Annotated in this window: 14 protein-coding genes; 8 read left to right on the top strand and 6 right to left on the bottom strand. The window is 42.0% G+C overall.

The window, feature by feature from the left end:
- Positions 1-116: 116 nt before the first annotated feature.
- The 3 genes from PENNN9_RS07520 to PENNN9_RS07530 form a co-directional block, all read right to left on the bottom strand.
- Positions 117-1,562 (bottom strand): glyceraldehyde-3-phosphate dehydrogenase, encoded by a 1,446-nt coding sequence (locus PENNN9_RS07520; RefSeq protein ID WP_058368119.1) that lies wholly within the window; start codon positions 1,560-1,562, stop codon positions 117-119.
- A gap of 389 nt (positions 1,563-1,951) precedes the next feature.
- Complete coding sequence (locus PENNN9_RS07525; RefSeq protein ID WP_082638034.1) at positions 1,952-2,887, bottom strand: lipocalin family protein; 936 nt, start codon at positions 2,885-2,887, stop codon at positions 1,952-1,954.
- A 306-nt stretch (positions 2,888-3,193) separates the two neighbouring features.
- Complete coding sequence (locus PENNN9_RS07530; protein ID WP_058369084.1) at positions 3,194-4,264, bottom strand: NUDIX domain-containing protein; 1,071 nt, start codon at positions 4,262-4,264, stop codon at positions 3,194-3,196.
- A gap of 298 nt (positions 4,265-4,562) precedes the next feature.
- Here PENNN9_RS07530 and hemP point away from each other — a divergent pair, with 298 nt between their 5' ends.
- Complete coding sequence (gene hemP, locus PENNN9_RS12540; protein WP_227672156.1) at positions 4,563-4,721, top strand: hemin uptake protein HemP; 159 nt, start codon at positions 4,563-4,565, stop codon at positions 4,719-4,721.
- 135 nt (positions 4,722-4,856) lie between these two features.
- Here the strand turns inward: hemP and PENNN9_RS13095 are convergent, their stop codons facing one another.
- The 3 genes from PENNN9_RS13095 to PENNN9_RS07540 form a co-directional block, all read right to left on the bottom strand.
- On the bottom strand, positions 4,857-6,098 hold the full coding sequence (locus PENNN9_RS13095) for a translocation/assembly module TamB domain-containing protein (RefSeq protein WP_227511759.1): 1,242 nt from the start codon (positions 6,096-6,098) through the stop codon (positions 4,857-4,859).
- Positions 6,085-9,702, bottom strand: a complete 3,618-nt coding sequence (locus PENNN9_RS07535; protein WP_227511760.1) for a hypothetical protein — start codon at positions 9,700-9,702, stop codon at positions 6,085-6,087. Before PENNN9_RS07535 ends, PENNN9_RS13095 begins: the two co-directional genes overlap by 14 nt.
- A 300-nt stretch (positions 9,703-10,002) precedes the next feature.
- Positions 10,003-13,404: an autotransporter assembly complex protein TamA gene (locus tag PENNN9_RS07540; protein WP_058369085.1), complete on the bottom strand. Its 3,402-nt coding sequence runs from the start codon at positions 13,402-13,404 to the stop codon at positions 10,003-10,005.
- A gap of 351 nt (positions 13,405-13,755) precedes the next feature.
- Here PENNN9_RS07540 and PENNN9_RS07545 point away from each other — a divergent pair, with 351 nt between their 5' ends.
- The 7 genes from PENNN9_RS07545 to PENNN9_RS12720 all read left to right on the top strand — a co-directional run bounded on the left by PENNN9_RS07545 (position 13,756) and on the right by PENNN9_RS12720 (position 23,102).
- Positions 13,756-15,111, top strand: a complete 1,356-nt coding sequence (locus PENNN9_RS07545; protein ID WP_058369086.1) for an MFS transporter — start codon at positions 13,756-13,758, stop codon at positions 15,109-15,111.
- Positions 15,112-15,281: 170 nt separating this feature from the next.
- Positions 15,282-15,926, top strand: coding sequence for a 2-polyprenyl-3-methyl-6-methoxy-1,4-benzoquinone monooxygenase (gene coq7, locus PENNN9_RS07550; protein ID WP_058369087.1), 645 nt, complete (start codon positions 15,282-15,284; stop codon positions 15,924-15,926).
- Positions 15,927-16,125: 199 nt separating this feature from the next.
- The gene (locus PENNN9_RS07555; RefSeq protein ID WP_058369088.1) at positions 16,126-17,187 is read left to right on the top strand and encodes a tetratricopeptide repeat protein; all 1,062 of its coding nucleotides are present in this window, start codon (positions 16,126-16,128) and stop codon (positions 17,185-17,187) included.
- Between the two features lie 343 nt (positions 17,188-17,530).
- The gene (locus PENNN9_RS07560; RefSeq protein ID WP_058369089.1) at positions 17,531-19,978 is read left to right on the top strand and encodes an esterase/lipase family protein; all 2,448 of its coding nucleotides are present in this window, start codon (positions 17,531-17,533) and stop codon (positions 19,976-19,978) included.
- Between the two features lie 382 nt (positions 19,979-20,360).
- A complete protein-coding gene (locus tag PENNN9_RS07565; RefSeq protein WP_058369090.1) occupies positions 20,361-21,869 on the top strand; it encodes a cytochrome ubiquinol oxidase subunit I in 1,509 nt (502 codons plus the stop codon).
- Complete coding sequence (gene cydB / locus PENNN9_RS07570) at positions 21,869-22,885, top strand: cytochrome d ubiquinol oxidase subunit II (RefSeq protein WP_058369091.1); 1,017 nt, start codon at positions 21,869-21,871, stop codon at positions 22,883-22,885. The genes PENNN9_RS07565 and cydB overlap by 1 nt, the downstream gene beginning before the upstream one ends.
- 100 nt (positions 22,886-22,985) lie before the next feature.
- Positions 22,986-23,102 (top strand): DUF2474 domain-containing protein, encoded by a 117-nt coding sequence (locus tag PENNN9_RS12720; RefSeq protein ID WP_178379347.1) that lies wholly within the window; start codon positions 22,986-22,988, stop codon positions 23,100-23,102.
- The last annotated feature ends 58 nt before the right edge of the window (positions 23,103-23,160 follow it).

Below are 23,160 nucleotides of genomic sequence, written 5' to 3' on the forward strand. Positions count from 1 at the left end.
AACCAAATGGAGTATCGGGTGTTATTGTATATTGCAAACATACTAAACCGCTTAAAATGTACTCATAAGCTGTATCAAACAAATTAGCTTAATGAAAGCACATCTTCATATAGGTCTTATGCAGGAATTTGAGTATAGCTAATACCGCCCATCTGCGTCGCCAAACGTAATACTTGCGTGCTATAACCTACTTCATTGTCGTACCAAATGTAGACCGTTGCATGATTGTCGGTGACAATAGTCGCTTGCGCATCAACGATACCGACATGCTTAGTACCAACAAAATCAGTTGATACAGCTTCTGTCGAATCGGTATAAGAGATTTGCGATTGCCAAGTATTGCTGTTAGCCATCTTACGCAAGAAATCATTTAATGCATCTGCACCTTGTGGCGCTTGTTTTAAATTTAAGTTCAAAATCGCCAAACTGACATTAGGGGTAGGTACACGGATAGCATTACCTGTCAGTTTACCACTCAGCTCTGGTAGTGCTTTGCCAACCGCTTTAGCAGCGCCTGTGCTAGTAATCACCATGTTTAGTACTGCACTACGACCACGACGATCAGACTTATGATAGTTATCAATTAAATTTTGATCGTTAGTAAAAGAATGAATCGTTTCAACATGACCGTTTTCAATACCATATTCATCGTTTAATACTTTTAACGTTGGCGTAATAGCATTGGTTGTACAACTTGCAGCACTAACGATAGTGTCCTCACCAACAGTGTCGTTATTGACACCATAAACGACGTTTTTGATATCTCCGCCCGCAGGCGCAGTCAATAACACCTTATTTACGCCTTGCGACTGTAAATGCTTACCTAAGCCCGACTCATCCTTCCAGATACCTGTATTATCAATCACTAACGCATTATCGATACCGTAGGCTGTGTAATCAATCTCACTTGGGTCATTGGCATAAATCACTTGTACAAAACGCCCATTGATAACCATACCATTGTTATCGTCATCAACGCTTACGCCGCCCGTAAAGCTACCATGAATTGAATCACGCTCAAGTAACGACGCACGCTTGGCAAGATCGCCTGCAGCAGCTGGACGTACTACGATCGCTTTTAGTTGTAAACCCTTTTTGCTAGATGCTTGCGACAGTAATAAACGCGTCAAAATTCGCCCAATACGTCCAAAGCCGTACAACACAACGTCCGTAGTACCGTTTTGTGCAGATTTATCATCACCAGCTTCTTGTAAAGCCGCTTGCAAATCAGTGTCATTGGCGATCAGTTGACCGACATCAACACGTGCTGATTGAACCTCACTACTAGAAGCCAATTCTTTAACCATCTCTAGAGTATCAGCAATAGCAATAGGTTTACCATTCTGCTCACGAGTAGCTGCTTTTTGATGCAGCGCTAGCACTTGACCAACTGAAGTTGTATCAAGTGTCTCGCCGAACAAAGTAACTTGCACGTCTTTTTCGTTATAGAGTTTGTTTAACAGTCCAATTAACTCAATAGCTTGTTGTTCTTGATCGTTATAACTATTTAGACGATCTTGATGTAATTGGCGTAAGGTATTAGCTTGGCTCACGAGGAACATCCTTATGGTCAGTAAAATGTGTTTGTAAGATATAGAAGACTATATAAGTAATAAAAACTTGTAAACTGAATGAAACGCTACGTTGAAGATTGATATTCAACTATTAAAGATTGTGTTCTATAGTAGGTTTGTAAGCTGTATGACGGTATTTGTCATAGGTTTTAATTGGGGTATATTTTAGCTCAAAATGCCTGATTTTGCTAGTGATAACCGTTATTACTAACGTTTGATATCAATCATGTATTGTTTTTGACAGAATCTATGGTTATAGATGGCAAAAAGACAACTGATTAGGTTGCCTTTTTATTTATCTAATAAACTAAGTCCATATCAACTATCAAGTTCGCTACGAGTAAACTGCAAATCATGGAATCAATTTTTATCTAACATTAAGGGACTAGGTTTACTGTTTGATTGTGATGATCCGTCAGTTTAAAGGCTTTTAAATCATAACCTTGTTGCTGAGCAATTTGACGATAATTTGCATAACTTTCTTGTGAGATATTTGGCGAACGAGCGAGAAGCCACAAATATTCTTTATCTGGTGTACCAACCAACGCTGTTTGATAACTTGGATCATGTGCCAACACCCAGTAATCGGCGCGACCAACAGGTAACCAGCGAATCCATGATGGTAAAAAGGTAACATTAAGCTTACTACCTGTATCGTCTATAGGCTTTGCAAGTCCTTCAGCCGTAATCGGTTCACCTTCTTCGTCAGCACATTGGTTTAATACCGTAATACTAGGGTCTGTTACATTAGGAGTATAAGTAGCAGTTACATCACTGGCACAGTTACGCTGAAAATACATCGGTAAACGACCTATTTCGTACCATTTTCCACTATATTTCTTTAAATCAAGACTATCTACTGTGGTTGGTTCGGTAGCTGGTTTGTGAATAATGGAAGAAGGTTTGATATCTATAATCGCATTCGCCGTATTTGCGTCTACTTTATCAGAGCCTACGGTACTTGTAGGTACTTCTGACGGCGTTGCAGCATAAGCAGAAAATGCAGCCAACGGCACAATAATCGCTAACGCTATTCCAGTATGCTTGATAAGACTGTTCATAAATACACGCTCCGGTACTTCATCATTCAGACATGTAGAAGTAAGATCGTCATTTATTGATCTTTCGCCATTTGAGAGCAAGTGTATGGCCCTATTATAGTTAGCATCATTACTAGCATTGCTACTGTTACTCGCTACTCTTGTATCATCATCCCTTAAACGCCCATCAAACGCTTGATGATTTTGCCCAGACTGAGAACCGGCTGCCTGTATATCAGAATCTTCTGACATCAGTAACTTATTGGTTTTCATAAAAATACCATTATTTTTTGAGTTAATAATTCTATGTATTAGATAATATAAATATATCGCTGATATAGAATAATAATTATAGTAATACGTTTGCCTATACTTTCATCTATCATAATTTTCAACTGTAATATTAAGGATGTACCAGAAATTAAAACAGTGTAGCAATGTAGGGAAAAGCAACCGTTTGTAAATAACATTGTCTTTGTTAGTAATACTAAATACATAGTAACTGGTATGTAAAATGTTTAATAAAATATGAAAACGGAGTGGCGATAAATGAATTGATGCTATTCCTCGCTCATACTTTTAAAGAAACTGTCGAATACCAGCTATACTCGTGGCCCCATACTGCGTTGCTTGTGCAAATAACTCTGGCGATAATCCACCTAAACCAATGACAGGCATGTCTGCAAGTGCTGCTAGATCTGACCATGCTTCCCAGCCTAAAGGCTTAGCATCAGGATGCGTTTGAGTCGCCAATACAGGGGATAAAAAAACACCAATTACTGGTGGTTCCTGTCGCTCTAAACGACTATTAGCAAGTTTATTGGCTGCACAAATGCTGTCTGCATCGTGACAACTTACTATTAATGGATGAAGCAAAGCTTGCAATTGATCAGAGGCGAAAGTATCTTTGACTTCGTGAGACCATTGTAGTAATGATGTTTGTGTTAGATGATGCGCCAAGATTTGATGATTGGTCGTCAAATAATGATCGCTAACGTCATTAGGCACAATGACCTGAATATCTGGTCGCTGGCTCATCAATTGCTCTGCAATATTCTCGAAGCGTGTGTCCTTGACTCGAATATAGACCCAAGCATCTGGCTCTATGTGATCTTGATGGTATTGTAACCATGCCGTTGCGGTATCAAGGTATGCATGAAAGTATGACAAGGGATAAGTAATCGCTATCTTTGGAGGTAAGCGTAGCCATTCAAGAATCGTTTTGTTGGCAGCTGGCAAGTTGTAGTCCCCTGCTAACAGCTCAGACTTATTGACCCAAGTCAGAGCTTGTCCCTCCAAACCATAACCATGATGCCTATACTTATCATACTGCTGAGCGGTCAGCTCAATACGATAGACTTGTAAACTTACTTTTTTATCACCGTAATCATGGTGCAATCGCCCAAGTTTAACAATCGTATTATTATGAATGACAATACCCGACTCTTCAGCGACTTCTCGTACTAGTGCTTGACTCGCCGTTTCGTGGGCATCTATTTTGCCACCTATAAACTCATAGCGATTGCCTTGATGTTGAGACTGGTCTCGAAATCCAAGCAAATATTTATCTTTATAGTGAATAACAGCAACGGCGACATTAACAGTGACGCTCGTATTATTGATCGGTTGTTTTGTCGACTGGTTTAGCATAACCCTATCCTCTATCAATTCTCTTATGTCGTTATTTTCGTAACAGCTCTATCGTAGCGTTTTGCAAAATTGCTATAAAAAGCTGCTTATCTAAAAGGCAGCTGAGTTTATTTAAAATTTCGCTCGAAACATCTCTAATCATTATCTGGGAAATGGTTAATTTAGATAAGTTTACATAATAACTGCATTTTATTTTATCAATGGCCTTGCAAATTTTCTTAATGTAAATGATAATTATTATCGTTGGAAGTTATTAGTATTTACCCCATCATTTAATTGAAAGGAATTCGCTATGAGTATGGTCATCTCTCGCTATTTAAACTGCCGTGAAAATCGTTTGCCTACCTTGCAATCGCAGCACTTGTTTGCTCTAACCAAAGAGGTTCGTATTGAGCATGAAGGCGAAGAGTACCGCTTGCGCTTGACTCGTAATAATCGCTTAATTTTGACCAAATAATTTAACTGCTCCAATAAAAAACGCCTCTATCAAAAGGCGCTTTTTATTGGAAAACAGTGAGTGCTGGTCATTTATAGCTGCATCTTAGCTTACAACCACAGCCATTTTTCGACATAGTATAAAGAGCGCTGCTCTTTAAAATTGCCAGCTGTAGACGACGTCTACGGCGTTTTCGGCTGCAGAGGTTGCCTCGACATAAATACGGCGTGTCAATTGATAACGAATAGACAAGCTATTTTGAGCATTAAATACCCCTACACCGTAGCGAATGTACAAGTCAGGCGTAACGTAACCTGTGACATTGACGTTGGTATCTTCGCTACTACCTGAGGCGTCAACAGTGAGGCCTTGCAGACCAAAGGCTTGACCTATCTGATTGGTTAAACCACGTGTACCGCTCAAACCAAAGCTCAATCCGGCCGCAGCTAAATTGTTGGTTACCTGAGATTTAAAGCCTTGCTCACTAATTTGCGTCGCGCCTGTGTTGTTAATACGGCCCGTTACCAAGGCGTTCATCGCCCGCTGCTGAGTAAGTCCAGCATTATTAAAGACGATGATATTTGGATTTTCTGTATCTCCTTTAACCCGTAGACCAACTGTCTTACCATCGATAATCTTGACAGCTTCGATACTAAGATTCGGCTTCATTACATCGCCATTGAAACGCACCTGTCCATAATTTAGCTCTAAATTCTGACCGAAAGCATCAATACTGGTACGGCGAGATACCTGCACCACCCCTTTAGCACGCATGATGCCAGTACCGCTCTGATTAATATTGAGAGCTCCGGCTAAAGGAATAACAGCGCCAAAGCCACGGAAGTTGACATCATCACCCAAATCGATACCGATATCAGCGTTAATAGACCATGGTTTTGACACCGCCAAAACATCTTCAATATTACCGATTAAACGACGGTCGATGACGATAGCATCTTCGGTTTGAGTAATAATATCTTCACTAGCCTCAGGAGGACGAATGGTCGCTGAGGGCACACTGACTGCACCTTCAATGTTAACGTAGCGATCGCCTGGACGTATTATGATGTCAATATCAGGATTGACTTCCGCCAATAATAACGGTGGCTGCGTTAACACCAACCTTTCACCTACAATACTCAGTTTAGCTTGTAGTTTTTGCTGCCAATTAACGGTTCCAATCAATGTACCTGAGCCTGTACCACTATTAAACTTGCCATCGATAGTCGCTTGAGTACCCCGAATTTTGGCATCTATATCAACGTTGGTTAAGTTAACGGGTAAATCAAGCATGGCTATACGGCCATCTGCAAGCTTTACATCGCCATAAAATTGCGGCTTGGTTAGAGTGCCACCAATGCCACCTGCCATGGTAATATTACCTTCAAGTACGCGCATCCCTGGGAAAAATCCCTGGAAATGGCTTTAGAACGGCAAGATTGAGCTCATTAAGTACCAGTGCCCCTGAGATTGGTTTGGGCGTTTTGTATGGATCTACAATAACTTCAGCGTAACCGCGAGCGCCATTGCCAGTATTAATATCTGCGCGCAGCTTTAATCCTTCAGGCACTGATAATGCGATGAGTGACACACGCTCGTAAGTCAAAGTTACAGGTGCAACATCACCATCTTGAATGAGACCTATTTTACCATTGTCAGAATATAGCGTCGTATTGATAGTAGGCGTTTTGCCACGCTGCCAACTCACAACGGCTTTACCGTTAATCTGACCATGCCAATCGATATCTTCAGGTAAAAATACTGAAAATAATGATGTATCAAGCTTTTGTAAAGCCAGATTCACTTTGCCACCAGCGGCTGAAGCTATCAGGTTTTCGCGCAAACATAACTTACCAGTCTGATCCTCTGCTTGCCAGCAATGTGCTGCCAACTGCACTTTTAGATCAGTTGTACCACCATTCTGCGGCTTTGGTAAGTTGACAATGACCTGCGCAGGCTGTAACTGGTTTAAGGTTGCGTACTGTGATTGAATACGTCCCTTACCTATCACCCCTGACCAACTCAACTGATCACGATCAAAACCACCTTTTAATCGCGTTGAGATGTTTAGTTTTTCATTAGCCATCTTCAGGTTGACAACATGCTTTTGCTCAGTACCATTAAATGAGGCATCGACGTTTTTAAAACTTTGTCCAGCTGCATCTAAGCCTTCTGCACTGATAATTAGTTGACTAGGACTATTGGCTAAATTTACAAGCTTACCGCGTACACGGCCTTGACGTAAGACAAATCCAGGCAATGCGATACGTTCACCTACCAAATCTATATAAATCGTCGGCAACGCCTGACCTGCTGGCTGAGATAAGGTCGCACCGCCAGTAACTTTACCCGTAAGCTTGTCGGATAGTTGATCGAGACTGGTAATATTTATCTTCGTTTGTAGCTGCTTGGCATTGCCATTGGCCGTTAGATAATTATCTCCCCATCGTAGTACTAAGTTGTTTGCATTTAGATTTTCGATGAGAGCGTTGATTTGCTGATATTGAGACTCAACGTCTTGTGCTTTTAGACGCTCAAAATAGTTGGCTAAATTTTCTGGCAAGTTTAACTTAGCTGTTAAGCTACCTTTGGCGCTTAAAGGCTGACCTTTTAGAGTACCGTTTAAGTCAATTTGTCTTAGATTGATAATTTGCTGCGCTTTACGCCAGCTGCCATCTGTTTTTATGCTGCCAGTAATCGTACTTGGGGTATCTTTTAAGAAGTAACCTAAATTAAAGCGATCCATTACCGCACTAATATCCCATGCAACTCCTTTACTCACATCAACCGACCCTTGAGCGTCAATACTACCCGCTGTACCTACATGACGAAAACGCTTGATACGAATGAGCTGTGAGTCTCCATTGGCATCAATGGTCAGTTTGCCGGCAGGTAGCTGTTTGGCATCTAACACACCATCGAAATTTACAGCAAAGCGTTGTAGCTTGCCCTGTTCATCAGGACGGTTTTTGGACGCAGATTGCCACTGCCCACTGGTGTTCAAATCACCAGTAAGAATGGCGGGGTTGTTCGGTAAAAAATAACCCAAATCAAAATTATTAAAGCGCCCGTTTACTGTCCAGCCAATATCTTGGCGTAGATCAAGCACACCTTTTACATTAACAGCACCTGCTTCGCCAGTATAATCCAACTTACGTACATTGATTAGCTTTGGTGTGCCAGCTGCATCAATCGATAGTCGACCATCAGGTACATCCGCGGTATCAAGCTGACCATCAAAACGTGCATCAAAAACTGACAGCTCACCACCAACGATATCGATGCTCGCATCTCCCGTACCTGCTATACCAATATCACGACCGTCTTGTGTGGCATCAAGCTGAGCCTGTAGGTCCGTATCATTTAGATCAATAATATGCCGCTGACCTTTAACACCGTTTTTGGTGATATCTAGCAAACGACCATTTACATTGAGGCTTCCTGTCAAACGCTCAAGTGGCAAATCGCTACGGTATTGTTTGGGTAGTAGGCCATTGGTACGTGCATCGATCTGCCACGTCAAGGGGCGCCGCTTAGTTGCTAGCTGTATTTGTCCATTACCCGATAAATCACCAACAATGCCTTGATAATTAAGGCTATTGATATCAATGACGTTGCCAGTCTTACGGACTGCCACATCATAGTTGCCTTTAGGGGCTGCGTTTAACTCGTTAATAAGGGCATTGGCATCAACAGACAAACGTGCACCGCGCACAATGACATTAGCGTGGCCATTTGGACTGTTAATATTACCGATATTAGGGATATCGCTTCGAATAAGATTTTGCCAGCTGGCATCGATATACCAAGGGGCCACTTGCTTAGACTTTAATGAAGTCTTACCACGTACTATATTAGCATTGACGTGTTCACCATCACGCTGACGCAAGTCTGCATCAATCTGCGTATTACCAACACTATTTTGTTGTTGATAATGCATTGATAGTCGACCATTAAGATTTTGCGGTGCATACGCCTTAAAATCAGCATATTCATCAGGAATGGCACGGCGAATATCAAAGTTACTGCCTGTCGCTCGTACCTTTGCATCAAAACTATCTTGCCAATCCAAAATACCCTGCAGTATTAGATGACCAGCTGGAACATTAGCGTCTAGGCGATCAACACGCATTTGGCTGTTAGCGATGATAGCGCGGCCTTGGTAATGTCCTGAAGGAATGTCTTTGGCAGTTAATTCAGTATTAATACGCAGACGTATCTCAGAGATGACCCCATTTGCAGTAGCGGTACCACTTTTTAGATGAATATTTTGGGCGTCGGCATAAGGAATGAGGATATCATCCCATTGTAATTTGGCTTGAAATGGCGAATCGTTATCGAGACCTTGTACGACAAACTCACCTTGAACATCCCCTTCATTATAACGACTACGCACCTTACCTACAGTGCGTTTTAGGGTACCTGTCGCTGTAATATTTAAGGGGTCAATATAAGCTTTTTCTAGAGCACTGACTTCAGCGATGGCACTGAGGTCCAATGGATAGTCGCCTTGCAAATCTATGTTGCCTTGTAATGCATTGATTTTTACAATATCTGCATAACGCAAATCACCGCGACCAACAGTGACTTCACTCCCTACCCATGTTAAATCTCGAGCACTAATATCATGGACTACGATAGGATCTTTGGTGACTTGTTTATAAACAATGTTCTTTATTTTGGCTTGATCAAAGCGTAGATTGACTGGTAATTTAAGCGTCTTATAATCAATTGGCTCACCAGTTGGTGGTTTATTATTGATGATTTCTATGCGCTGGATATCAGCATCTCGAAGGTGTACTTCTTTGGAAAAGACAGCACGCCAGCCCACCTTAACATAGGCTTTGTCTACCACGACCTCAAGATCTTCAGTCGCCTTAATGTCTATATCTGTGACCCAAATGCCATCCCGCAAATTGCCTTTGCCGTATGTAATCTTAATGCCTGTTTCTGCACTGACCTTTTCTAAGACAAACCTTGTCCCTGCCTCTGTGCCCATCATGTAAAAGAATACTGCAAACATAAGCAGTAGAACGCAAACATAAGCAGTAGAACGACAATTATCAATATCAATAATTTGAATACAAAGGACAATGGATACCAGCGCTTTACTGCACGGGCATCTCTTTGAGCTGGATCTTCATCGGGTGAACGTTTGGGCGGGGTCTTTTTGTTCAACATGATACTCAACTACGTTAAAAGATTATTTACCAGCAATCGGTAGGATAGATAAAAATGGCTCAAAGACTTTTCTACTTTAGTGAGTGTAATCGTCTACATATAGTCAAGTCTATAGTTTTCACTAGAGGGGCGAGCCAATAAAGAAGTGTAGTCTAACTGGAACACTATCTTCTGTCACGCCAGCGGCTACATCTACGCGTACAATACCCACAGGTGATGCCCAGCGAACACCAACCCCAACGCCGACTTTGGTTTCAGTCTCAAAATCTTTGTCATAAGCATTACCCACATCGGTAAATACCGCGCCGCGAAAGCCTGGAATAAATTCGTAATTATACTCGGCACTACCGACTGCTAATACTTGTCCGCCAGTTAGATAGCCATTTTCTAACGGAGACAAGCTTTCATAATCATAGCCGCGAATACTTTGGTCACCACCAGCAAAAAAGCGCAATTTATACGGTACTTCATAAAAGTTATCTGCCCATATATAACCTGTATTTACGCTCCCAAGCACTTGATGCTTATTATCATCACCAAAGCTATAGATACCACTGACACCTGCACGAACTATGGCCAAGTCGGTATCGCTAAGCGCTTTATCCGCGCCCGCCTCAATACCGTAGTACTGACGTATGCCGCGCGTTGGATTAGTCGCACTGTCAACGTCCGTTTTATTGATCCCATAACCAAATAATAGTGCCTTTTGCTTGGGTCTAGAAGATGTAAAACGAATGGGCAGATCATCCAATTCAGTGTCATCAACACCGGTCTCTAGCTCATCTAGACGATAACGCACAGAATAGCTACGGTTCCAACCGTTTTCACGGCGAATATTACGAGCCAATGCAGCCTTTAGCGTTTTGGTTGACAGATCAAAGTTACCTTCACCTTGATCAATCACCTCCTCTTCATAAGAGAGACGTCCTTCTAGTTTATCGTTGAGTGGATGCTTCCATGGTCGACTGGCATAGACAGCAATATTTTTATTAATTCGAGAAATCTCAGTTTCTGCGCCTGCTTGGTAGCCTCTGCGGTTGATTAAATTGTAGTCTATCTTAGCAGTCGCTCGCACACCCGTATCTGTGCCATAACCGATACCGACTTGTGCATCACGCGGCTTGTCAGCGTAGACAAAAACATACAGTGGTACTTTTTTGCTTTCTTGAACCTCTGCTGGTGTTTTACGTCCAGCAAGAGTTGGCGGTACAAAATCTTCGTCCAATACAACTTCATCATCAGGGAATATTTTTTTGGCGACTTTACTAATGGAGTCACTGATCTTTCCTAAAAGATTATCGGCTTCTTGTTTTTTTTCGTCGAGCACTCGATCATTTGGCAACCCGCTTAACCGATCTGCCTTGCTTTTGATAGCCAGTAGTTTATCTTGCGTTTCTTGATCCACTTCAAACTCAATCGGAGCGACATCCATTGCATCTACAGTAGCGCCGCTATTGGCCTCGATACTATCAGCAATATTATCGTCAGCACCATTGGCGTCTGTACGACTATCATCCATATCATCGCTACTACTGACGATATTAGAAGCATCAATATCATCAACACCACTGTCGATATCATCATCGATAACGCCATCATTATCAGTATCTATCGGTGTATTATCGAAAGCTAAGGTGCTATTTTCGCTAATATCATCGGGTGGCAATATTGTCTCAACATTGACGGTATTAAAATAACGAGTCGCTGATAGATCATTACCAAGTTTAGTGATATCAGGACGATAGAACGGATCGCCTGCTTCAAAGTCAAGCATCTGCTTTAATAATGAGGATTCTACCGGCAACTTTTCAGGATCTGTCGTAAGTGTTCCTGTCTCCTCATCATAAGTAAAAAACACCACATCATCGTACTTATATCGATCGCCCGTATTGTAGACCAATGACACATCAGCTGTATTGTCCGGCAAAATAATATCAACTGATTTGTTTAACCAGTATTGATCAAAATAACCATATGTATTACTTAATGCTTCGAGTGCCGCTTTACTGTTTTTATAGACGCGGTGATTAAACACCTCTCCCTCTTGCGGTGGCATCTTTGTTTCTAGGGTTTGAAACTCAGGCTGTTCAATACCTTCACCGCGAATATCTACAACGCGACTATCGACACGTACTGGCTCACCAAGATTTTCAATAATGACATCAATAGTATCAACAGTTGGTTGGCGCAAACGTAGGGTAACATCATAGTAACCCACTGCACGCGCAGCATCTAGGGCAGTCTGGCGCAAACGTGGTAGAGCTGCGGTAAAGTCAGCGACAGATTGCACAGTCGTATCATCAAGCGCGGCTTTGATGTTGTTAATCGGCTGGCTATCTTCATCAGCTTTGATGAGCTTTGGCGACGTATCAACTGCATCTTCAACGCTACTGCTATCTGCCTGCTGTAAGTAAACGCTCGTCTCTACGTGTGGCAGCGCCATTGCACCACCATTAAACAAACGATTGTATAAGCGTTTAACGACGTTGCTACTATTACGTGCACGTGTGCTAGGTTTGGATGCTTGTACGATACTATCGGTCACTGCTTGGGTTTCTGTTGTTGCTTGATAATCAGGTAAATAATCATCTGGATTTAAAGATTCTGTCTGTTCTGTCGTCTCATCTACCACAGGCACCTTACCCGTACTTGCATCAACCTTAGTATCAATGACAGTATCTTCAGCACCTGTTACTGGATCGCGTTCTTGCTGCGCAAGCGTCTGTGTCGAGCTCTGTTGGCTACTATCTACACCATCGCTACTAACCGCATCACTGACCTCAATCGGACGTGACATAACCTCATCAGTTTTAGCATTCTCATCACTACTTTCCAGACGTCCAAGGGTATCGAGATTGGTCGGTGCTGGTAAGCTTGCTGCATCTAGACTTGGATCTAAGCCGATAGGTGTATCACGGCTATCTAACGTCGCTACCGGGTTATCAAAATCGTCGTCACTGTCATTACTGTCGTTATTGTTCTCATTTGGCACATTTTCTTGATTGTTTTGTGCCTCTACTGCAGCCAGCTCTTGCTCAATCTGCTCAGGCGTCATCATCTGATAGCCTTGCTGCTGTACTGTGGCTGCCTGCTTTAATAAATCATCATCACCTGTGTTAGATGAGCGTTTTTTGATATTGTCCGAGTCGGTCGTTTTACTATTGATAGGTTTGGTCGATAAAGAGTTTTTTGATTCGCCTTTTAGTGTTTGCTCGCTATAATCTTCTAGTACTGACTCATCGATGACACCTTGCTCTACTGCCTTTTTTAGGCGTAATGCATCTAAAGCTGCATCAAGCTCAGTCTGTTGATCAGTCATTAGGGCATTGTATTTAGACAAGCTTGAAAGCTTGGCTGATGCTTCGCTACTGCTATTGACGTCATCTGCACCAAATGCAGGAGATGCCACACCAAACCCGACTAACGCACTTGCTAACGCGGTAAAAAGCGTTGAGCGGTTGAAATAGCTACGCGGCAAACTTGACAAGCTTCGCGACTGCGTTGAAGGCTGATGTCTTATCATACTTATTTCCTATCACTTCACGCGGCATACTGATACTGACGATGGCTACCGCCTGCATTAACCGGAGAATGTACTTATCATATTTAATATTGATTAATAACGTTTGTAATCAACTTTGACAAAACCATGTCAAACTTACAAATCATAGCTTAGTTAATTATCAAATCATAGCATCTAGCACATGTATTTATAGCAAAGCCTTGCTATTATACGGTCTAAAAATAATAAAACCTATCTTATATTTTGATAAGTTTTTGATAATAATCATAATTATATAGCATACAAGCACCTTATGCTGCCTATGTTTAGTCCACTTTATGCCCCAGACGCTAGCCACTTGTAGGAGCCCACATGGCAAATCAGTTTCAGTTGTTTAAGCGTCGTCGCTTCAACGCTATGTTTTTTACCCAGTTTTTGGGTGCTTTTAATGACAACATTTTTAAGCAAGCACTGATTTTAGTGTTGACCTATACTGCCGCCAGCCAAATCGGTGTAGAAGTAAGTATCTTAAATAACTTAGCCGCCATGCTATTTATTTTGCCTTACTTTTTATTTTCTTACTTTTTATTTTCTGCTCTAGCAGGTCAAATTGCAGACAAGTTTGAAAAGTCTAAACTCACTCGCTTTGTTAAGCTGCTTGAGCTGGTCATCATGACAGTGGCGGCCATCGGCTTTGTGTTTGAATGGTACGCACTGTTATTTGTGGCGCTGTTTTTGATGGGTACGCATTCTACCTTTTTTGGTCCGATCAAATATGCCTATCTGCCGCAAGCAATGCAAAAAGACGAGCTTGTCGGGGCCAATGGCTTGTTTCAGATGGGTACTTCTCTTGCTATCTTACTCGGTATGATAGTTGCTGGGGTATTAACGCAGCTGCCGCAGTCACTATATTGGATCAGCGCAACGGTTGTAGTCGTAGCATTATTAGGCTACATGGCAGCGCGCTTTATTCCTATGACGCCAGCGATGCAGCCCAATCTGACTATTAATTGGAATATTCTTACTACTAGCATAGCCACGGTACGTTATTTGTATTCTTTGCCTTTTTTGTTCTTTGTGATTTTGGGCAATAGCTGGTTTTGGTTTTATGGGGCAACGTTTTTGACTCAGACGCCTGAATTTAGCAAAGTCATCTTACAGGGTGATGAATCTGTCGTTATTTTTCTATTGACTCTCTTCTCTGTTGGCGTGTCTATTGGTTCTTTACTATGTAAAAGTTTGACTAAGAATCAAGTGAGCTTGCGTCTATTGCCTTTTGGCATCGCAGGATTGAGTATCTTTGCTGTCGATCTTTATTTTTCTTTATCAGGGCTAGATATCGACTTGACTTCCAATACTCTTTTGGGAATCAGTGATGTATTTGGTAGGAGCGGCAGCTTACGTGTATTTGCTGATTTATTCTTTTTAGGGTTTAGTGGTGGACTGTATATTGTGCCCTTATACGCTTCTATGCAAGCTTATGCTCCAAAAAGCCATCGTGCACGTATCGTAGGTGCCAATAATATCTTTAATGCTATATTTATGGTCACTTCGGCTATATTTGCCATAGTGGTATTAAACACGCTAAACCTATCACTGCCACAGTTGTTTTTGGTCACAGGCGTACTCAATATCATCTTTGGCGTGTTTTTATATACCAAGCTTAATAAACATGTTGGGCAAGCCGTTATGCAAACTTGTGATGAACCACTTAGCAGTGAAGGCTAATGTAGCATGGCAGTTTTCGTCAATAATACACAAAGGATTCGTTGAGTTATAATCGTGTTATAGCACGAATTTCGATGCCGATAATTAAAATTGTTTGCTATAGTGATAAAAGATTATTTTTGCAATTTAAATAAGCCAACACCGACACAAAGCTATATCAGGAGCTAATTATGGCACTGCGTTCGTTATCTAAGATAGACAATTTGCTTCTTGGCGTTGATAAAGCGCTACGGGCAGTCGTTCCACATTCCAACCCCAGTACTCGCCCACTACCAGTCAATGATGATACGATTCCTGAGCTAAGCATTACAGAATCGCGGCACGTGGCGGGTCTTATGCGTATCAACCATACTGGCGAGGTATGTGCGCAAGGTCTCTATCATGGGCAAGCTTTTAGTGCAAAAGACGATGGCGTAAAGCAAGCCATGCAGCAATCAGCCGAAGAAGAAGTGGACCACTTAGTATGGTGTGAGACTCGTCTGCAAGAGTTGGGCAGTCATCCCAGTATTTTTACCCCATTGTGGTATGGTATGTCTTTTGGTCTTGGCGCCGTTGCTGGTGCCATCTCAAACGAGTTTAGCTTAGGCTTCGTTGCTGAAACTGAGGCTCAAGTTAGTGAGCATTTACAAGATCATATCGAACAGCTACCAACACAAGATAAGCGTTCACGTGCCATACTGGCACAAATGGACATCGAAGAGCTACATCATCGAGAGCTGGCGATTAATAGTGGCGGTGCGACATTATCGCCCCCTATTCGCCGTACCATGCGCTGGATGGCCAATCGCATGAAAGCCTTGGCCTATCATTTGTAGTCTAGCAAAGCAATGACTTTGACAATTGAAGCTAACCTGTAGGGTTTTTAACAATCCTACTATTGAGAGGATTTATGCTAATTTGATAGGGTATAAAAAATTTGTACAGTTTCTAACCAGTTAGTATTTACTATATGTATTCAATACATAGACGCCACTTATCAAAGATAATTTATCAATAACCAAGGTAACGATTGCCATGAGCCAACCCATAAATCTCGTCAAACATAATAAATCAGCTACTTTAACTGCTTTAGCAGCGGCATGTACTTTAATGCTTTCAGCGCCTGCGCTAGCGGCAACTCCTGATGTAGCGACTGCACCTGCAGCTACCGCGCCTAGTGCTATTGACTCAAGTAAACGCATTATTCGCCGTGCCAATCCCGATGCAACTATTAGCAGTCCTCAATCAAATAGCGTGCAGCCAAAAGCAGCGCAGCAAAACAATGCAACTGCACCGACTCAACCAACACCATATACTCCTGCGGTCCCTGTAGCACCAAAGCCTACTGGTACGACACAGGTTTATCAACGCGGCCCTATTACTAGCACTGGTATCGATATCAGTCGTGGTCAGCTAAACGGCATACCAACGCCGCAAGTCCGTATCTCAGATATTAGCTTTGTCCCTACGCTGTTGATCCCTCAAAAAACTGGCCTTGGTACAGACAAGCTGGATGTCAGCTTACTTGATGACTTTATTGAAGACGTCTCGCCCAACGCACGCCACTATCCTCCAAACTTCCCCAACCGCTCACAACGTCACTACACTCGTGAAAAAATCAAAGTATTGACTGAATGGATCGAACCTTATGCCAGCGAGCCTGACGCTTCTTATGATGTCTTATTGCGCGCCGCCAAACTTAACGGTATGGGTCGTAACTTAGATTTAGGCTCAGATTATGCAGTTCGCGCTGGTCAATATGTAGATCGCGCTATTAAAGCCAAGCCAGATAGCGGAGAAGCCAACTTTTTATATGGCATGATGCTATCAGAAGGTGGCGGGTTTAAAGAAGGTAAAAAGTATCTGGACAAAGCGGTCGAGCTTGGTTATACCGAAGCTGAGCAAAGCTTAGCGCAGTCTGATTTATTGAGTGATCGCCGTAATGAAGCCTTAGAGCGCCTACGTCGTCTTGAACAACAAGTGCCGGACAACTCAATCATTCGTCAACAGATTAAACTGATTGAAGATGGCAAGTACTACATTTGGGATTTGCCTGCACCTGACATTGATGTTAAACCAAATACCCCGATTACCTAGGTTTATTGCTATAAGTGAATGGGATACCGCTCATTTATATGGTTAATTAAAGCGTTACCTACAAACTCGCCTTAACCAAAGCACGTTCGTTTTATATTGATGTTATGTCAATAACAAAACGAACGTGCTTTTTTATGAGCTGGCATATCTATTATATAAAACCGTCTGTATTTAGCATTACTTTTTTAGGACCCACTGTTCAGTTATTAAGTTTTAAATATTAAGCGTTAATCCATATAGTGTAAACGCGCAAGTTACGCTAGACTCATTAGTATATGGGTGTTCGTAATGTAAGCAATTATGGAAAATCTATATTTATAAAACTTATTTACTAAGGTCTGCTATGTCATTTGCCACTCTTACTACGATCACAGCAGCATATATTAAGAAAAAGTCAATGGCTATCACAGCACCAGTAGCACTGGCAGCGACTATGATACTACTGCCCGCCTGTAGTACAGTCTCAGTCAACACTCAAACACCATCAAAAACCATTAAAGATCAGCGTGGTAGTATCGTTACTGAAAATAAGCTGAGTACCGCTACGTCTTCAACATTATTGTCCGCTGGTCTCAATGAGCAAGCTTGTCTACAGTACTTTGATCAGTGTTTAGCGCAATTATCAGATAGCATGCTTGACGAACACTATAGAGCCGCGCTTGCTGTCTATGCTGAGCTTCACTATGCAAAAGCGCGTCAACTTGTTAATTCAAACGATTGTCGACAGTCTTTAACCCGGCCGCCCCTTGATCCTTACTATGCCAATGCTCCTTTGACAGCTGAGCAAGCTAAGATTCAACAGCAAAATGCTACTAACTGTACCAGCAGCTATCAAGCACGACTTTTCGATGCGATTAAGCTCAGTTACAGCTATCTATTTTATGACAGTCTGCTTCATGATTTTGAGGAGACCAATACGGACAAGACTGTCACACACCCATCAAATCGTATTCCAACAGAAATCGATATACAAGCTCAAGACGTCTATAATGCTGCCACTAACAGCGTCATCAAACAGCTCTACCAGTCAAAAGATAGTGCAAATAATTTGATGAACCATACCAAAATAAAGCGCTTACCAACCGATGCAAAGATTAACAATAGCAATGAAGCAGCAATTGCCAACCAAGCACCATTAAATGGTAAACCTACTGATCAGATTAACGTCATGAATATTGAAGTCGACAACTATGATCTTAATGTTTATTTGCCTAACGAAAACAACTACTTACAAAACGCACATGAGCAAGGCTCTGCTCTTACAGACTTAACCTCAGCCTATGAGCTACGTCTATCGGGGCTAAATTCTGTTAGTAAGCGTCCAGGTCTTGGCGTAAGCTTGGTTGCCTCATTAAACGATCGTTATACGACTACTATTCGCCAACTGCTGGCTTCATCGTTATCGGGTAAGCTGTCTACTATGGCAAGCAACGGCAGTATGAATGATAGCGATGTAAGTTCACGTATCTATCCTACTGGCCACCTCCTCTTGACAGGTCTCATAAAACCAGCTGGTGACAGCATCCTTGATGTGCTTAGTAGCAATCAGCTCGATATTCACTTATACAACCCCTATCGTAGTAGTAACGTCCATATTCTTGGCAATGACTATCCACTTGCTGCCAACTTCTCAGCAGGTTATGGACTATGGTTGGCAGAAAACCAGCTTGATGGGGTCGGTTATCTAAACTTACTGACGCGGCGACAAGAAACCACACTACCTAAGCTATTTATGCTTGAGCCTTACGACCCAGATAAGCGTGTGATTGTCATGATACATGGTCTGGCTTCTAGTCCCGCTACTTGGGTCAACTTAACCAATGATATATTCAACGACGACAAGCTACGTGATAACTATCAAGTATGGCAAATTTTTTATCCAACCAATCTGCCTATTTTAGAAAATCGCTATCAGATTCAAAAACTACTCAAAACCACTTATCAACAAACAGACCCTAGCGGACAAAACCGCGCTAGCAAAAATAGCGTGATTGTTAGTCACAGTATGGGCGCTGTTATTTCTCGTATGATGCTATCTAACGACAATTTAATGGATGATTTAGATAGGCTTGATGACCAAGACATGCTTTCTATGAGTGAAAAGCATAAAATTCGTAATGCACTTAATCAATCTTTTGGCGGACAGCAACTAAAAGATCGATTTGAGCTAAAAGCGTTACCACAAGTCGATACGGCTGTCTTTTTGTCAGCGCCATTTAGAGGGACTGATTATGCAGATCGCTGGTTTACTCGTGCCCTGCGCCGTATTGTTTACTTGCCAGTAGGCTTGGTAAAAACCATCACAGATAACTTAGCCGCCATTACCATCAAAGGTGATTTGGCACAGAACCCTTTAGGTGCCCTATATTTACAAAATGGCGCCAGTCAATTAAGTAACAAGTCCTCTTTTATTCAATTGACTAAAGATATCTCTATCGATGACGGTGTTACGTATCATTCAATTATCGCCAACAACGATGCCGATATTACTCAAGGCTTGGCGCAGATGCAGCCAAACGGTGCCAAGATAGATTTATCTACAGCAGTATCACCCGATACGAGCGACACATCGGACATATCCAGTAAACCATTGGTCGCAGCTGTCGTTGTGGACAATGATATCAGTCAAGCACTCACAGAACGTTTATCTGATGGCATCGTTCCTTACACAAGTGCTCATCTTGAAGGCGCATCTACTGAAACTGTCATCAGCGGTGGCCATAGTATTCAAGCCAATCCGCAGACTATTTTGACGTTGAGACGCATCTTACATAAGCAGTTAAGACAATAATATATGTTATGAGCAACTATTAAGTATATCTTTATTATAGGTAATTATTAATGACGGACTAGTAGTCGTTGGGTTAACAACACTTACCATGCACAGCTTGCGTGTGTACTTAGGGTGGCGCATAATATATGCACGTTAATAGATATTAATTTACGTAATTTATAGACAAATGACTTTAATTTATAAGGATATAGGTTATCTGCTACAGCTAAGTAGTATTTGTATAAAATATCTTTATATAAAACGCTTTTAGCTGAATGTCGTTTGTAGCTAAATAACAATTGGCTATTGCCCGTAACGTTTGTATTATTGATTACGGACAGTTACTTGAGCGTATCATGGAAGCCATCGCTAGTCAGCTAACAGGTAAAGGTAACCGTTTATGTTCGCTACGTTTATGATCGATCAGATGGATGCGCTTATGCTAGCGCGTATCCAGTTTGCTTTTGTTATCTCTTTTCATATTGTTTTTCCCGCATTCTCTATCGGACTTGCCAGCTTTTTGACTGTGCTTGAATTTCGGTGGCTAAAGACGGGCGAGCCTATTTATGCAGAAGTTTACAAGCACTGGGTAAAAATATTTGCCGTTGTTTTTGGTATGGGCGTAGTATCAGGCGTGGTCATGTCCTACCAATTCGGCACCAACTGGGCAGTATTCTCAGATAAAGCCGGTAACGTCTTAGGGCCTCTACTGGCATACGAAGTGCTGACCGCTTTTTTCTTAGAAGCTTCTTTTTTGGGTATTATGCTGTTTGGTTGGGGACGTGTTAGCAAGCGCATGCACTTTGCCTCAACGGCGATTGTGGCCATTGGTACGCTCATTTCAGGGTTCTGGATTTTGGCTGCCAACAGCTTTATGCAAACGCCGCAGGGCTTTATGGTTGGTGCTGATGGTTTGCTCTATCCGACCAACTGGCTTGAGATTATCTTTAACCCATCATTCCCGTTCCGCTACGCACATATGATGACGGCAGCTTTCTTGACCACTGCTTTTGTGATTGGTGGTATCGGTGCCTACTACATTCAATCTAAAAAGCATACTGAACATCGCAAACACGGCCGCGTCATGCTAGGTATGGCAATGGTAATGGCTATTTTTGTTGCACCAGCGCAGGTATTGATTGGCGATATGCATGGTTTAAATACGCTTGAGCATCAACCTGCTAAAGTTGCAGCGATGGAAGGTCTTTGGGAAGATGAACGCGGAGCGCCATTAGTCCTATTTGGCATTCCAGATCAAGAAGCACAAAAAAACCATTATGAAGTTAAAATCCCCTATTTATCTGGTCTAATTTTGACGCACTCGTTGGATGGTGAAGTTAAAGGGCTTAAGAATTGGGCGCCAGAAGATCAGCCTTATGTCCCTATTGTGTTTTGGTCATTTCGCGTCATGGTGGGTATAGGTACGCTGATGGTCCTAGTCGGATTATTTAGTCTTTATAAATACTTTAAAAAACAGCAGTACAATCCTGAAAGTAAATGGTTTCATCGAGCATGGATGATGATGACACCTCTTGGTTTTGTCGCCTTACTTGCCGGCTGGTTCGTCACTGAAACAGGGCGTCAACCATGGACAGTATACGAGGTCATACGCACGGCTGAAAGTATGTCACCAGTCGCCGCCCAACAAGTGGCAACAACGTTGATTGGCTTTATCGTACTGTATATCTTTGTCTTTGGTGCGGGCAGTTTCTATATCTTACGTCTGATTGCTCAAGGACCAAAACCTTATGAAGACCCTGCAGATGACAATATTTATGAGCATTCTATCACTGAAGGACAAGGTCGTACATTGAGTGGTGATAACAATCCCTCTAAACACACTAAGAAAGATGACGCAGAAGATCTTGATACGCCAGCGGATGATATCGATGATGGAGGGTTACGCTAATGTTTAACTACGGTGATGTATTAGACTTACCTTTGATTTGGGGCGGACTAATCGCGCTCTCTGTCTTTATCTACGTGCTACTTGATGGTTTTGACTTAGGTTGCGGGATTTTATTCCCATTTGCAGGCTCAGACAAAAACCGTAGCCGAATGATGAACTCTATTGCCCCATTTTGGGATGGTAATGAGACTTGGTTGGTATTGGGCGGTGGAGGCTTATTTGCCGCTTTCCCAGTCGCTTACGGTATCATAATGACTGGTCTCTACTTGCCCGTTACCGCTATGCTGTTTGGTCTCATTATGCGCGGAGTTGCGTTTGAGTTTCGCTTTAAAGCCTCCTCACGCCGACACGTCTGGGATACCTTCTTTTTTGTAGGTTCTGTGATTGCTACTTTCTCTCAAGGAATCATGCTTGGTGCATTGGTGCAAGGATTAGAAGCAAGCAACCGTTTGTACACTGGCGGTCCTTTTGACTGGTTCTCACCATTCCCAATCATGTGTGGATTTGCACTTATCATTGGTTATGCACTACTTGGTTCTACTTGGCTTATTATCAAAACTGAACATAAGCTACAAGTATGGGCTCGCAAAGTCTCTAACTGGATGTTGAAGGCATTAGTGGGTGCGATGATAGTCGTTACAATCTCTATGTTTTTCTCAGATATTGATGCACTTGAAGGCTGGTTTAGCTTTCCAGGGTTGCTCTATCTTGCGCCAATGCCAATTATTGTATTAGTGCTATTTTTCTTAATGCGTAAAGACTTAAACACTGAGCGCGAATATCGTCCATTTTTGTTAACGGTTGCTCTGTTTTTGATGGGTTATATTGGTGTTTGTTTTGCCATATTCCCTTATATAGTACCGTATCAGATGACGATTTATGAAGCAGCAGCCGCTGATACCTCGCTCTCCTTTATGCTGATTGGTGCAATCATTATGCTGCCGATTATCTTAAGTTATACGGCTTTTGCGTATTATACCTTTAAGGGTAAATCTGATCATAATCCTATGTATTAATCGATAACAGCGATATGCATTGGATAAAGTAGCATGAATGACTGTGACTGCTGTATTAGATGATGGCAGCTACAATCAAGACGTGAGTTGAGAGGTCACTATGAAAAAGCTCAGTAAAAAACAAACGCAATGGGCATGGTTCATTGGTTTATATTTGGCAGGTTTTTTAGTTATCTTTACCATTGCCCAATTAATAAAATTGGCAATGGGCGTTTAGAATGTTGTTTGTCTAACACAAAAAGGGCGCGCTAATCATAAGATCAGCGCGAGATAAT

This window comes from Psychrobacter sp. ENNN9_III, from assembly GCF_001462175.1.
In the GTDB taxonomy this organism is placed as follows: Bacteria; Pseudomonadota; Gammaproteobacteria; order Pseudomonadales; family Moraxellaceae; genus Psychrobacter.